This is a genomic window from Algoriphagus aquimarinus (genome assembly GCF_900112005.1).
Classification (GTDB): Bacteria; Bacteroidota; Bacteroidia; order Cytophagales; family Cyclobacteriaceae; genus Algoriphagus; species Algoriphagus aquimarinus.
On sequence record NZ_FOKK01000006.1, the window covers coordinates 42,437 to 55,049 of the forward strand.

Annotated in this window: 12 protein-coding genes; 6 read left to right on the forward strand and 6 right to left on the reverse strand. The window is 41.5% G+C overall.

Annotated features, from left to right (window positions below; translation table 11 throughout):
• Positions 1–25 precede the first annotated feature (25 nt).
• From BM291_RS09370 to kduI, 5 genes are all read right to left on the reverse strand, one after another.
• A complete protein-coding gene (locus tag BM291_RS09370; RefSeq protein WP_092896625.1) occupies positions 26–1,384 on the reverse strand; it encodes an AGE family epimerase/isomerase in 1,359 nt (452 codons plus the stop codon).
• Positions 1,385–1,637: 253 nt separating this feature from the next.
• Positions 1,638–3,038 (reverse strand): tagaturonate reductase, encoded by a 1,401-nt coding sequence (locus BM291_RS09375; RefSeq protein ID WP_092896627.1) that lies wholly within the window; start codon positions 3,036–3,038, stop codon positions 1,638–1,640.
• A gap of 25 nt (positions 3,039–3,063) precedes the next feature.
• Complete coding sequence (locus BM291_RS09380; protein WP_092896629.1) at positions 3,064–4,089, reverse strand: LacI family DNA-binding transcriptional regulator; 1,026 nt, start codon at positions 4,087–4,089, stop codon at positions 3,064–3,066.
• A gap of 47 nt (positions 4,090–4,136) precedes the next feature.
• A complete protein-coding gene (locus BM291_RS09385; RefSeq protein WP_092896631.1) occupies positions 4,137–4,925 on the reverse strand; it encodes a gluconate 5-dehydrogenase in 789 nt (262 codons plus the stop codon).
• A 43-nt stretch (positions 4,926–4,968) separates the two neighbouring features.
• On the reverse strand, positions 4,969–5,808 hold the full coding sequence (gene kduI / locus BM291_RS09390) for a 5-dehydro-4-deoxy-D-glucuronate isomerase (protein ID WP_092896633.1): 840 nt from the start codon (positions 5,806–5,808) through the stop codon (positions 4,969–4,971).
• Positions 5,809–6,111: 303 nt separating this feature from the next.
• Between kduI and BM291_RS22040 the strand changes: the two genes are divergently transcribed.
• The 5 genes from BM291_RS22040 (at position 6,112) to BM291_RS09415 (ending at position 9,628) form a co-directional block, all read left to right on the forward strand.
• A complete protein-coding gene (locus BM291_RS22040) occupies positions 6,112–6,282 on the forward strand; it encodes a hypothetical protein (RefSeq protein ID WP_175499673.1) in 171 nt (56 codons plus the stop codon).
• A gap of 1 nt (position 6,283) precedes the next feature.
• Positions 6,284–7,036: a rhamnogalacturonan acetylesterase gene (locus BM291_RS09400; RefSeq protein ID WP_092896637.1), complete on the forward strand. Its 753-nt coding sequence runs from the start codon at positions 6,284–6,286 to the stop codon at positions 7,034–7,036.
• 19 nt (positions 7,037–7,055) lie between these two features.
• Positions 7,056–7,439 carry a VOC family protein gene (locus BM291_RS09405; RefSeq protein WP_092896639.1) on the forward strand — a complete coding sequence of 128 codons (384 nt, stop codon included), beginning with the start codon at positions 7,056–7,058 and terminating at the stop codon, positions 7,437–7,439.
• 138 nt (positions 7,440–7,577) lie between these two features.
• Complete coding sequence (gene yiaK, locus BM291_RS09410; protein WP_092896641.1) at positions 7,578–8,591, forward strand: 3-dehydro-L-gulonate 2-dehydrogenase; 1,014 nt, start codon at positions 7,578–7,580, stop codon at positions 8,589–8,591.
• Positions 8,588–9,628 carry a Gfo/Idh/MocA family protein gene (locus tag BM291_RS09415; protein ID WP_092896642.1) on the forward strand — a complete coding sequence of 347 codons (1,041 nt, stop codon included), beginning with the start codon at positions 8,588–8,590 and terminating at the stop codon, positions 9,626–9,628. Before yiaK ends, BM291_RS09415 begins: the two co-directional genes overlap by 4 nt.
• On the opposite strand, the gene BM291_RS09420 is transcribed toward BM291_RS09415, so the two are convergent.
• Positions 9,625–11,271, reverse strand: coding sequence for a UxaA family hydrolase (locus tag BM291_RS09420; protein WP_092896645.1), 1,647 nt, complete (start codon positions 11,269–11,271; stop codon positions 9,625–9,627). The genes BM291_RS09415 and BM291_RS09420 overlap by 4 nt on opposite strands.
• A gap of 345 nt (positions 11,272–11,616) precedes the next feature.
• Here BM291_RS09420 and BM291_RS09425 point away from each other — a divergent pair, with 345 nt between their 5' ends.
• Positions 11,617–12,603 (forward strand): TRAP transporter substrate-binding protein, encoded by a 987-nt coding sequence (locus BM291_RS09425; protein WP_092896647.1) that lies wholly within the window; start codon positions 11,617–11,619, stop codon positions 12,601–12,603.
• Positions 12,604–12,613 lie beyond the last annotated feature (10 nt).

Below are 12,613 nucleotides of genomic sequence, written 5' to 3' on the forward strand. Positions count from 1 at the left end.
TTAAGCTTTCAAATGGCTACTAATTTTATTCTGCATGCGTATTCATTTCCCTCAATCGAACTATACAGTGATCCAAAGATCTATAATGGTGATAAATTCCTTTCCAGATATTTCCTTTGCCAACAGTTTTCAGCTCAGGTTGTTTATCTAATCCGCCAGAATACCAGTCGCCATTTTCATGATCGATTTGGTAGGTGTTTGTGTATTCCCAGAGCTTTTCAAATTTGTCATAATAAGCATGAGGATCATTTGGGTAACGCTCCGCCATTAATAGCAAGGCATTCATCCCCTCAGCTTGCGCCCACCAGTTTTTGGTGTCATGTGTGATCCGAAAACCATCTTGGAAATAGTAGCCTTCATCATAAAATCCACCCACGCTTTCATCCCAACCATTTTCCAGCGCATGATCAATCATCTTTTTGGCGATTCGGTGAGTAGTTTTGTCATCTTCCCAGCCTAAAACCTCGGATGCTTCTATCAGCAAAAATCCAGTTTCTACATCGTGGCCAAAGGAAACGTGATCGAGGTTATGATGTGCCAAAATAACCTCTTCGGAAGAATCCGCAAAAGTCACTGGTGACCAATCTGCATATAGGAACAACGTTAAATAGCCTTTTTCAGTCACAATTTGATCTCTGATCAGAAGTAGCATTTCTTCCAATCGATCTTTAACCAGCGGATCTGGCCAAATTTTATAGAGTTCTGTAAAAGCTTCCAGGATGTGGATGGAGCTGTTTTGATCTTTATAACCCAAGTCTGACGTGGATGAAGTCGCTGCCGGTCGTGAAATAGGAATTCCTACGGGGTCTAAGTGTTGATAATATCCTCCGTTTATCGAGTCGTGCGCATGCTTGTCCAGCCAGTGAAATGCTTCTTTGGTAAGTTCCAAAGCTGATTTGTCTCCTGAGGCATCATAGTAAGCGGCTAGTGCAAAAATCCCAAATGCATTTCCATAGGCGGTTTTCATCGGGTCACCAATTTGATTCCCCTGTTTGTCCACCAACCAGTAAAACCCACCGTTTTCGGAATCCCACATTTTATCTCGCAAGAATTCATATCCATGTTTTGCACCAACTTTGTAATAATTGATTTCAGGATATTTGAGTGCAGCTTTTGAATTTGTCCAAACTTGTCGCGATTGCGTCACAATCATTTTTTCCTGGTTGCCTCCAGGTTTGAAATCAAAAGTGAAATTACTTAGAAAGCCTCCATCTACCGTGTCCATTGACATAGGATACCATTTGTCAAGAACTTCGGTCTTGAGATGAGTTTCCATCTGATCGGCTAGGATTTCCTTTTGGCTTAGCTGTGTTTCTTCAGTTTTGGGATTGCATGAAAAAGCGATTGAGAGCAAAATATAGAAAAGCAGATGGGGGTATTTCATAGGTTGGTATTTCGGGCAAAAATATAGGCTTCAAAAAATCAATTTAGACAATTGTGGCTATAATTTATGTGAATGTTAGGCTAGCACTAAATCGAGACTGAATAACAGGAACTGTTTTTCAGTGAGAAATCTCCATAGGATTTTGACATAGAAGAGAGGTGGAAGAATGCAGAATTTTGCAGTCTTCCACCTCTCATTTTTCTTGTCACATATGCTTAGTTAATCCGGTGATATTAGCAATAAGCTGAAGCCTTTATTTGAGCAAGATATCTACTGCACTTGTAACAGCTTCTTCTAATCCATCATGTTGAGATAGATCTTCGCCCCAGAACGAGGCTTCTTTAAGAAGCACCTGAACAGTTTCCTGTGTTGAAGCTAATTCCCAAGCGTCTTGAAACAGCTTCATCACAGCAGGATCATCATTTACAGGGATTTTTTCTCCATTAAATTCACCTTTGTAGAATACTAAAAGCGCTGCAAAAGCAGTAGTAAGGTTGGCTGGCCAAACCCCTTTTTTCTCATGGTAAGCCAGTAAAGAAGGTAGTACTCGCACTTTGAATTTGGAAATGCAGTTCAGGGCGATGGACTTCAACTCATGCACAATGAATGGATTTGCGAAGCGCTCCAACACATCATTTGCGAAAGCTTTCAGCTCATCTTCCTGCATATCAAGTGTAGGAATGATTTCTTCGAAAACCGCCTTTCTTAAAAAGTTACCGATTTCAGGGTTTTCCACAGATTCTCTCACCGTGCGAAGTCCTTTCAAATAAGCGTAAGGAACCATAGCGGTATGACCACCATTTAGAATTCGTACTTTCTGGGTGCGGAATCTCGTCAGGTCATCCACGAATTTCACATTCAATCCAGCTTTGTCTAATGCGAACTCATTTCGGATAGCGTCCCCGCCTTCTATCGCCCAAAAGTGATAAGGTTCAACCATCACAGCCAGCTTGTCTTCATAGCCCAGCTTTTCTTGAATCTCATCAATGTTGCCCTTTGGAAACCCTGGGACGATTCTATCCACCAAGGTGTTGCAGAAAGTGCAGGATGAATCGATCCATTCACTAAAAGCCATCGGCAATTTCCACAGTGTAGAATACTTGTCTATGCAGCTTTTGAGTGCTTCACCGTTTTGCTCAATCAATTCACAAGGAAGAAAAACCAAACCCTTAGATTCGTCTCCACTGAAAGCCTGAAACCGACGATAAAGTAAGGTAGTTAGCTTACCAGGGAAGGTTTGCGCTATAGCTGCGGAGTCTGTATCGTTTGGATTGAACACAATTCCGGCCTCAGTGGTGTTTGATACTACAAATCTCAAATCTGGATTTTCGCCCAATTTGAGATAGTTTGGATAATCTTCAAAAACGTTTGTGATTCCATCGATGCAGGAGATCAGTTGGTATTCCTGAACCAATTCTCCATTTTTCAAGCCTTGTTCAATGACGTGAAACAGGTTGTCCTGATCCTTCATCGTGTCATTTCCAGACTTACTATGAACCTGAACCACATGAATATTCCCATTAAAAACTGCGGCAAGATTTGCTTTCTCCACCATCCAATCGGTAAATCCTCGCAAGAAATTACCATTTCCGAATTGAAGAATTTTAACAGGCTTAGGCTGGATGTTGAAGTCAGATTTTGAAAGAGTTTTCATAGTATGATGGATTCGGGAATACTGATTAAGAGTTATTAGTGGAGGATTTCCGAATAATAAGTTCTGGTTTTAATATTGTTTTCTTAGCTACAGACGAGGCCGAGTCGGCATTTAATAATTCGAAAAAAGATTCAGCAGTTATTTTCCCCATGGGGATACTCTTCTGATCTACGGTAGTGATAGGAGGTTCCGTGAAAGAAGTGAAAGGTTCATTACCAAACCCAGCGATTTTCACCTGCGCTGGAACCTTGTATCCATTTTCTTTGAGCACTTGCAAGGCTCCCATGATAGAATAGTCTGACGAAGAAAAAACTCCGTCAAAATCAATTTTGCTGTCTATGATTTCCTGCATTATTCTTCGCCCATCTTCCAGTTGAAGATTGCTGAATATGATCAGGTTTGGGTCTACCTCTAGACCATTATCCTTGAGCGCGTCTTCGTAGCCTCTTCTTCTTTCATGGTAAATATTGATCCGAGGATTGCTGGTGAAATGCACTATTCGCTTGCAGCCATTTTTAATCAAATGGTCTACCGTCTGGTATGCTCCGTAATGATCGTCAATGACTACCTGACTCACTTCAAGAGCATTTGTGATTCGATCAAAAAGCACCAACGGAATACCTTTTTCCAAAACTTTTTTGAAGTGATCCACATTTTCAGTGGTTTTGGCTATGGATGCAATGATGCCATCCACACGAGCATTTAGCAGTGCTTCTACAGTCTGTACTTCTTTCTCAAAATCGTCATAAGACTGAGAAATAATGATTTTGTAATTGAGACTGTTTGCTAATTCTTCGATTCCCCGAATTACAGAAGAGAAGAAGTTTCTATTCGCGGTAGGAACAATAACTCCTATGAGTCTGCTTTTTCCGCTTCGCAAAGCTGAAGCAATGTGATTAGGCTGATAATTGATTTGTTTGGCAACTTTCAGGACCTTTTTTTTGGTGGCATCTGAAATTCTGGGATTATCATTCAATGCCCGGGATACTGTGGATGCGGTGATATTTAGCTTTAAAGCAATATCATGAATAGTTGCTCTATCTTTTTTCATTGCCAAAAGGTTAGAATGGGTTGGGGGTTAGGTCTAGCAAAAAGAAGTTATTTCTCACCAGCAGGCTTGCCTATAGTGGCTAATATACCTCCATCGACATATATAATCTGGCCATTGACAAAATTACTAGCTTCACTTGCCAGAAAAACTACTGTGCCTCCAAGGTCGTCTGGATCTCCCCATCTTCCTGCAGGAGTTCTGTTCACGATAAAGTCGTTGAAAGGATGACCATCCACTCGGATGGGAGCTGTCTGCTCTGTGGCAAAATAACCAGGACCAATTCCATTTACTTGAATGTTGTATTTGGCCCATTCGGTAGCAAGGTTACGAGTAAGCATTTTCAGTCCACCTTTGGCAGCCGCATAGGCACTGACGGTATTTCTTCCTAGCTCACTCATCATAGAGCAAATATTGATGATCTTTCCCTGCTGATTTTTCACCATTGTTTTGGCTACTCGTTGTGACACGATAAAAGGGGATACCAAATCCAAATCCACTACCTGGCGAAATTCTTCAGGATCCATTTCCAGCGCAGGAACGCGTTTGATCATCCCGGCATTATTCACTAGAATGTGGATGTCACCTACTTCTTTTTCAATTTTATCGATAGCTTCATTGACAGCCTTGGCATCACTCACATCAAATAAATATCCATGTGCAGTGATACCCTCGGCAGCGTAAGATTCAAGAGCTGCAATCATTTTCTCAGGAGTATGTCCATTGACTACTAAGGTTGCTCCCTGATGCGCAAGAGCTTTAGCCATTGCCATTCCTAGGCCATGAGTAGCGCCTGTGACTAGCGCTACTTTTCCAGCCAGTTCAAAATTTGGTTTCATGTGCAGTTATCTAATGTTTTTTTATAACCGTGTAGAATTTACTTTATCTCAATTCAGAAGGCTTGACAGAGTCCATATCTCCGTAATCCATGTTTTCACCAGCCATTCCCCAGATAAAAGTGTAATTGGATGTGCCAGCTCCACTGTGAATGGACCATGCTGGAGAGATAATCGCCTGATGGTTTTTTAGAAAAATATGACGTGTTTCATCTGGTTGTCCCATAAAATGAGAGACTACATTGCCTTCTCGAAGATCGAAATAGAAATAAGCCTCCATTCTGCGATCGTGGGTGTGGGCAGGCATGGTATTCCAGACGGATCCAGGTTTCAATTCGGTCATTCCCATTTGTAGTTGACAGGTATCTACCACGGAATTAACCAAAAGTTTATAGATCGTTCTATGATTGGAGTTTTCCAAAGAACCAAGAGTTACTATCTCAGCATCGGCTTGCGTGATTTTGCGTGTAGGGTAAGATGTGTGAGCTGGAGCCGAGTTGAAGTATAGTAAAGTCTCTCCATCAGTGGAAGGATGAAATACCACGTTCTTAATTCCCTTGCCTAAATAAAGCGCTTCTTTATGTCCTAACGTGACGACTTCTCCATCTACATCAATTGTGGTCGAAGCTCCTACGTTGATTATTCCTATTTCCCTGCGGTCAAGAAAATTCTCAGCTTTCAATTGAGCTATAGTTTCCAGCTTCAGCGATTGATCAACAGGGTGTATTCCCCCGACAATCAATCGGTCTTCCATCGTGTATGTTCCTGTGATCTGATTAGGAACGAAAATTTCGTTTATTAAAAATTTATCCCTGATTTCTGTCGTTGCGTAGCTTTTAAAATCTTCAGGATGTGAGGAATAGCGCGTATCTATTTTAATACTCATGTTTTTTCAATGTAATCGTTTGCGCAATATAGTATTTTATTGCTAAAATTTCCTTCAGGCTAATATATTGTATATGGTAAAATCACTGTGTTTTAATTTGTATTTCGGTTCAATTAATTTATAATCCATCGGGATTTTAATTTATGTAAGAGAATATTTTTTTATTACTTACGAACTTTTTAATATGCAATCGATTGCTCAAAATATTTTCATTTAAGTAATTTACTTGAAGGTAGAATTTTTGATGCAATTGTTTATTGAGGCTTTTAAATGAGCTCTTACTTCATGATAAACATTCAAAATATGAATCTAACCCTACGCAAAGCTGTTTATTCACTCCTAGTATTTTCTTATGTTTTGCCATCTTTTGCGCAGCAAAGTCTGGAAAGCATGTTTGATAAGAAAGACTTCAAATCTGCTTCTGATGTCACTATTGGAAATGGAGCCTCTGAGTCATCCATAAAATTGAAATAAGATGAAAAAAGTCCCTTTATTGTTACTCACATTATTAACTCTCGGTTTGATTTCTTTTCAACAAGCCGAACGTGAAATCACTTTTTTCCTAGTTGGTGATTCCACGATGGCGGATAAGCCTTACGTTGGAAGCAATCCTGAGAAAGGCTGGGGGCAAGTTTTTCCGTTGTATTTCAAAGAAGGTATCCGCTTCGAAAATCATGCTGTTAATGGCAGAAGCACGAAGAGTTTCCGTGCTGAAGGACGCTGGGATGTGGTGATGGATCGAATCAAGCCAGGTGATTATGTCATTGTAGAGTTTGGTCATAATGACCAGAAGATCAATGCTGAAGATCGGTATGCATTTGCGGATTCGACTTACCGTGATAATCTTGTGAGGTATGTCGTAGAAGTAAGAGAGAAAGGAGGGAAGCCAGTTTTGGCAACTCCGATTTCCAGAAGGAGTTTCGATGAAAACGGAGTGCTCACAGATACCCACGGTCGGTATTCTGAGGTGGTTCGCGAGGTAGCTACTGAAATGCATGTCCCACTATTCGATCTTCATGCTAAAACGATAGGAATGATAGAGCAATTTGGCCTAGAGAAATCCAAGGAGCTGTTTCTGCATTATCGTCCTGGGAATTATTCCCAATTTCCCGAAGGAAGAGAAGATAATACACATCTCTCGCCAACGGGTGCTTTCAAAGTGTGTGATTTGGCGGTAGTAGAGTTAAAGAGAGAATTGCCAGAGTTGGTTAAGTTTCTAAAAGACTAATTTAAAAAAGAATTAAAACATGAAATTTGAACATTTTGCGCTCAACGTGAGCGATGCGCCTGCAGCGGCTATTTGGTATGAAGAGCATCTCGGTTTGAAAGTTGTCAAGAAAATGACAGAATCACCCTTCATGACATTTCTGGCAGATGATAGTGGGACGGTTATGATAGAGATTTACTCTAATCCAAAAGGAGAAACGTTGGACTTTGCGGCTTTACACCCACTAGCTGTTCACCTGGCCTTGGTGTCAGAAGATCCAAATGCGGATAGAGATCGCTTGGTCAATGCTGGAGCAAAAGTGATTTCTGATGATATTTTGCCTGATGGTTCACATTTGGTAATGGTGAAAGACCCTTGGGGCTTGGCTTTGCAATTGTGTAAGCGAGCTGTACCGATGATTTGATTATGGGAGTCGTTGGAGCTGTCGAAGTGTTTCAATGGTTGTAGAGTCTGTTTAGCTAAATACTTTTTTGCAAATCGGGCAAAAGTTGATCATTGATTTTATCTTAGGGGATATCACGCTTTAATACCCAGTTTTTCAATGATTGATCTTTACATTCCTTTTGAGCAAATCAGCGCCACGCTGAAGGAAATACTACTTAAGTATGGATTTGCAGAAGAGCGGGCCCAGCGATGTGCAGTTCTTTTTGCCAAGGCTGATTTGGACGGCGTGCGCTCACATGGTGCAAACCGATTCTTCCTGTTCCTAGACTTTATCAAAAAAGGCTTGGTGAATCCTGAAAAGGAACCTGTCGCTTTGAGCCAACTTGCCATGTTTGAGCGATGGGATGGTCAGGAAGGAGTTGGGAATCTCAATGCAGATTTCGCTATGAATCGAGCTATTCAGCTTTCCAAAGAATTTGGGATTAGCTGTGTGACCTTGCAAAATACCAATCACTGGATGCGTGGCGGAAACTTCGGTTGGCAAGCCGTGGAGGAGGGGTGCATCGGCATTTGCTTTACCAATACCATTCCCAATATGCCAGCTTGGGGTGGTAGTGAACCTAAAATCGGTAACAATCCGCTTGTAATCGCAATTCCCCGAGCAAAAGGGCCAGTGGTTTTGGATATGGCTTTCACACAGTTTGCTTACGGGAAGCTAAGCATAGCTAAAGATAAAGGCGAGCAAATGGCCTATGAAGCAGGATTTGACGATGAGGGGAATCTGACCAAAGATCCTGGGACAGTGATCAACAATCATCTTGGATTACCGATCGGCTTATGGAAAGGCTCAGGGCTGAGCATGGTTTTGGATTTGCTCGCAGCCGTGCTATCTGGCGGAAATGCTTCTTTCGAAGTTGGGAAATCCGGACATGAAAGCGCTGTCTCTCAGGTTTTTCTTTGCTTTGATCCAAATAAACTCGAACTCACTGACTGGATAGAAACTAAATCGGATGCTTTAATTGAAGACCTGAAAAGCTCCTCAACTTTTGGAGAGAAATCGGTTCGCTACCCAGGAGAGAATACCTTAGAAACCCGAAATAAAAATCTTAAAAATGGAGTGCCGATCTCAGATAAACTTTGGGCTGAACTTCAAACTGAATTGAACTCATGAGGAAATTAAAAATTGGAATTGTAGGAACTGGTGCGATCACAGGAAAGCATGCAGATGCAATCAGTGAAATTGAAAATGCTGAATTGGTCGCACTTTGTAGCAGTTCGTCAGAGCGAGCAAAAGCTGCTAAGGAGAAATTTGGCATTGATACCTATTCGGATCTCTCTGCTTTTTTGACTCATCCAGAGCTGGACATTGTCTGTATTTGCACTGCCAGTGGACATCATATGGAAGCGGGCTTATTGGCGGCGAAAGCTGGTAAGCACTTGTTGATAGAGAAGCCAATTGAAATCAATCTAAACAGGGCAGATCAATTAATTGATGCCTGTGAGGAAAACGGTGTGAGGCTCGGAGTTATTTTTCAGAATAGATTTTCGGCTGATTATCTCAAGCTCAAAGCTGCAGTAAGAGAAGGTAAATTCGGGAAACTTCTGATGGGAAATGCGCATGTGAATTGGTATAGAGCTCCGGAATATTACAGCAACAGCCCGTGGAAAGGTACGCTGGAAGGAGATGGAGGCGGAGCATTTATGAATCAAGGCATTCATACGTTTGATCTTTTGCTGGATATCATGGGTGAGGTGAAATCAGTTTTTGCAAAGGTGAAAACCGCACTGCATCCTATAGAAGGCGAGGATTTGGGTGCTGCTCTTGTGACATTTGAAAATAAAGCCTTGGGAAATATCACTGCTTCTACCGCTCTATATCCAGGCTTGCCAGAGCGCTTAGAGATTTTTGGGAAAAATGGGTCTGCTGTATTGGAGGCAGGAAAGTTGATCCATTGGAGTGTTCAAGGTGAGCAAAGCGAGCCAATTATAGCTGACACCAATACGGGTTCAGGTGCTGCAGATCCGATGGCAATTGGCCATGCACTTCACAAAGCCCAATGGGAGCATTATTTGAATGCGATCGAAAAAAATGAGCCAGTTTTGGTAGAAGGAAAAATGGCTCGAAAATCAGTCGAGCTGATCCGAGCCATTTATAGATCTTCAGAACTAGAGAAGGAAGTCGAACTGCCTTTCTTAGATCATATTTAAAGCGAAACTCCTCTTTTCCAAGGAATAAAATCATCTTGTCCAAGTTTCATTGCTTTGGATTTTTCTTCTCCACTGGCGACTTTGATTACTTTTTCCAAGATTTCTTCGCCCATTTGCTGTATGTTTTTCTCTCCAGAGATTACAAAACCTGTATTGATATCGATGATATCAGGCATGCGTTCGGCTAGTTTGTGATTAGAGGAAACTTTGATCACAGGTGTCACAGGATTTCCGGTAGGAGTGCCTAAGCCAGTGGTGAAAAGAATCACATTTGCTCCAGCTCCAGCCATAGCTGTTGTGCTTTCTACGTCATTTCCAGGAGTGCAAAGTAAATTCAAACCTGGAGTGTTCACGTATTCGCCATAATCTAGCACATCAGTTACTGGAGAAGTGCCACCTTTTTTGGCAGCGCCTGAGGACTTCATTGCATCCGTGATCAGTCCATCTTTAATATTTCCAGGGCTTGGATTCATGTCAAATCCAGATCCTGACGCTTCTGCTGCTGCGGCATATAGACGCATCAAAGAAGAGAAGCGCTCTGCTTTTTCGTCAGAAACGCAACGGTTGATCAATTCTTGTTCTACGCCACAAAGTTCGGGGAACTCAGATAAAATAGCTGTTCCGCCCAAGGCTACTACCAGATCAGCGGCATACCCTACGGCTGGATTTGCAGAGATTCCAGAGAACCCATCCGAGCCACCACATTCTAGACCAACGACTAATTTGCTCAGAGGAGCGGATTCTCGCGATTGTGTATTAGCTTCAGCCATACCCACAAAGGTTTCTTTGATCGCTCTGGTGAGCATTTGTTGTTCAGTTCCTTCTACTTGTTGTTCTAGGATGATCAATGGCTTTTTGAAGTCAGGATTGATGAGGCGAAGCTTTTCTTCCATGAAAGAAGACTGCGCATTTTGACAGCCCAAACTTAAAATCGTTGCTCCCGCTACATTCGGATTGTTGATATAGCCGGCGATAAGTGCACAAAGTGCCTGAGAATCCGTTCTCGTACCACCGCAGCCTACTTGGTGATTAAGGAATTTTATTCCGTCTATGTTTTCAAAAAGTCGATCTTCAGTCTTCTCTACGAGCGTTTCTACAGAAACCGTGTCAAAGGATCTGCTTTGACCTGACTTATATAGACTAGCCATTTCTCTCACCATTTTCTTAAATGGATTTGGCTTACCGAAACCAAGTTCTTCGATAAAAGCGTCTTTAATGATGTCTACGTTTCTATTTTCGCAAAACACCATAGGGATAACCAACCAATAATTCCCCGTTCCCACCTGACCATCTGGTCGGTGAAAGCCCATAAAAGTTTTGTCCTTGAATTTGCTGATATCTGGAGCGTCCCACAGGTAATCACCTGTTTTTTCACCAAAATCCTCCGCCTCATGCGTAACATTTTGGGTGCTAAGAACACCTCCAGAAGATATAGTTGAAAGCGCTTTTCCTACAATTCCCCCATACATAAAGACCTGAGCGCCTTTGATTAAGTCATTTATTGCGAACTTATGCTTGGCAGGAACATCATCTTTTAGGATTATGTCATTTCCTGAAAAACTAATGTTTTCTCCTGCTTTTAGGTCTTGTAAGGCTACTAAAACATTGTCTTTTGGATGAATTTGTAATGTTTTATGGTTCATAGGAATTAATTATTAAATTGTGCAACCGATTGCGCAAAGTACGATTTTCTGGTTAGTATTGCGAAGGGGATTCTTAGATTTAAAAATCTCCGTGGAATTCGTCAATAGGAGTTTTTGAAAGATGATTTTAAAATTTGCTTTCATGAAAGGAATAGGAAAGGTATTTTAAGATTTGAATATGCTAAAATCATTCAAAGATAAGTTTCTAAAAATTGAATTTCCCCTAAGAAAACATGATTTGGCAAAAGGAATAGTATGAACTCATAAATCGATTCCGTAATTCTTCGAAAAACACAGCATAGAAAGGGCTATTATTGTTATTAGCTTTCAATTTTCATTAAACCCATGAATAAAAACAAACTCTTTTTTCTCTCCATCCTAGTTCTCGTCTTCTCGTTTTCTTCCTGTCAGGGGCCTTCCTCCAAGCGGATCATTAAACTTGGTCACGGACTTGGGGTGACCCATCCAGTGCATGAGGCCATGCTTTATTTGGCCAAAAAAGTGGAGGAAAAATCTGGTGGTGAAATGATCGTAAAGATCTATCCTAACCAACAATTAGGTTCTGAGCGCGAACTGGTGGAACTACTTCAAATCGGAAGCTTGGGTATGACGAAAGTGTCATCTGCAGCATTGGAAGGTTTTGCTCCTACCATGCAGGTTTTTGGAATGCCTTATCTTTTCCGTGACGATGCGCATCAACTGTCTGTTTTGCAAGGTGAAATAGGCAAGAAGCTTTTGTTAGATCCTGAGAAGTACTTGCTACGTGGTCTTTGTTATTATGATTCAGGCAAAAGAAGCTTTTACACAAAGGACAAACCTGTAGAGACGCCGGCTGATCTTGCTGGTTTGAAGATCCGAGTGATGGAAAGTAATACAGCTTCCAATATGGTGAAAAGCCTAGGAGGCTCTCCAACACCAGTTTCTTATGGTGAACTTTATACTGCTTTGCAGCAAGGAATCGTCGATGGTGCTGAGAATAATGCGCCGAGTCTTTATACTTCCAAGCACTACGAAGTGTGCAAGTATTACAGTATAGATGAGCACACGGCATTGCCGGATGTGATGATCGTAAGTACCAAAGTATGGGAAAGCCTCAACGAGCAACAGCAAAAATGGCTACAAGAGGCGGCTGATGAATCTGCAACCTATGAGTATAAAATCTGGGCTGAGGCTACCGAAGAAGCTTTAAATGAAATGCAAAAAGCAGGAGTGATGATATCTTATCCCGACAAAGAGCCATTTCGTCAAGCTGTAGAGTCTATGTACTCAGACCTAAAAGTTCAACAGCCAGAAATCTATAAAATTGTGGAGGAAATCCGCGCTGTAAAATAATAATTAACCC

What these genes read in the sequence shown, in the direction of transcription:
- BM291_RS09370 (WP_092896625.1), bottom strand. Translation starts at nt 1,384, where the DNA reads ATGAAATACCCCCATCTGCTTTTCTATATTTTGCTCTCAATCGCTTTT.
- BM291_RS09375 (WP_092896627.1), bottom strand. Translation starts at nt 3,038, where the DNA reads ATGAAAACTCTTTCAAAATCTGACTTCAACATCCAGCCTAAGCCTGTT.
- BM291_RS09380 (WP_092896629.1), bottom strand. Translation starts at nt 4,089, where the DNA reads ATGAAAAAAGATAGAGCAACTATTCATGATATTGCTTTAAAGCTAAAT.
- BM291_RS09385 (WP_092896631.1), bottom strand. Translation starts at nt 4,925, where the DNA reads ATGAAACCAAATTTTGAACTGGCTGGAAAAGTAGCGCTAGTCACAGGC.
- kduI (WP_092896633.1), bottom strand. Translation starts at nt 5,808, where the DNA reads ATGAGTATTAAAATAGATACGCGCTATTCCTCACATCCTGAAGATTTT.
- BM291_RS22040 (WP_175499673.1), top strand. Translation starts at nt 6,112, where the DNA reads ATGAATCTAACCCTACGCAAAGCTGTTTATTCACTCCTAGTATTTTCT.
- BM291_RS09400 (WP_092896637.1), top strand. Translation starts at nt 6,284, where the DNA reads ATGAAAAAAGTCCCTTTATTGTTACTCACATTATTAACTCTCGGTTTG.
- BM291_RS09405 (WP_092896639.1), top strand. Translation starts at nt 7,056, where the DNA reads ATGAAATTTGAACATTTTGCGCTCAACGTGAGCGATGCGCCTGCAGCG.
- yiaK (WP_092896641.1), top strand. Translation starts at nt 7,578, where the DNA reads ATGATTGATCTTTACATTCCTTTTGAGCAAATCAGCGCCACGCTGAAG.
- BM291_RS09415 (WP_092896642.1), top strand. Translation starts at nt 8,588, where the DNA reads ATGAGGAAATTAAAAATTGGAATTGTAGGAACTGGTGCGATCACAGGA.
- BM291_RS09420 (WP_092896645.1), bottom strand. Translation starts at nt 11,271, where the DNA reads ATGAACCATAAAACATTACAAATTCATCCAAAAGACAATGTTTTAGTA.
- BM291_RS09425 (WP_092896647.1), top strand. Translation starts at nt 11,617, where the DNA reads ATGAATAAAAACAAACTCTTTTTTCTCTCCATCCTAGTTCTCGTCTTC.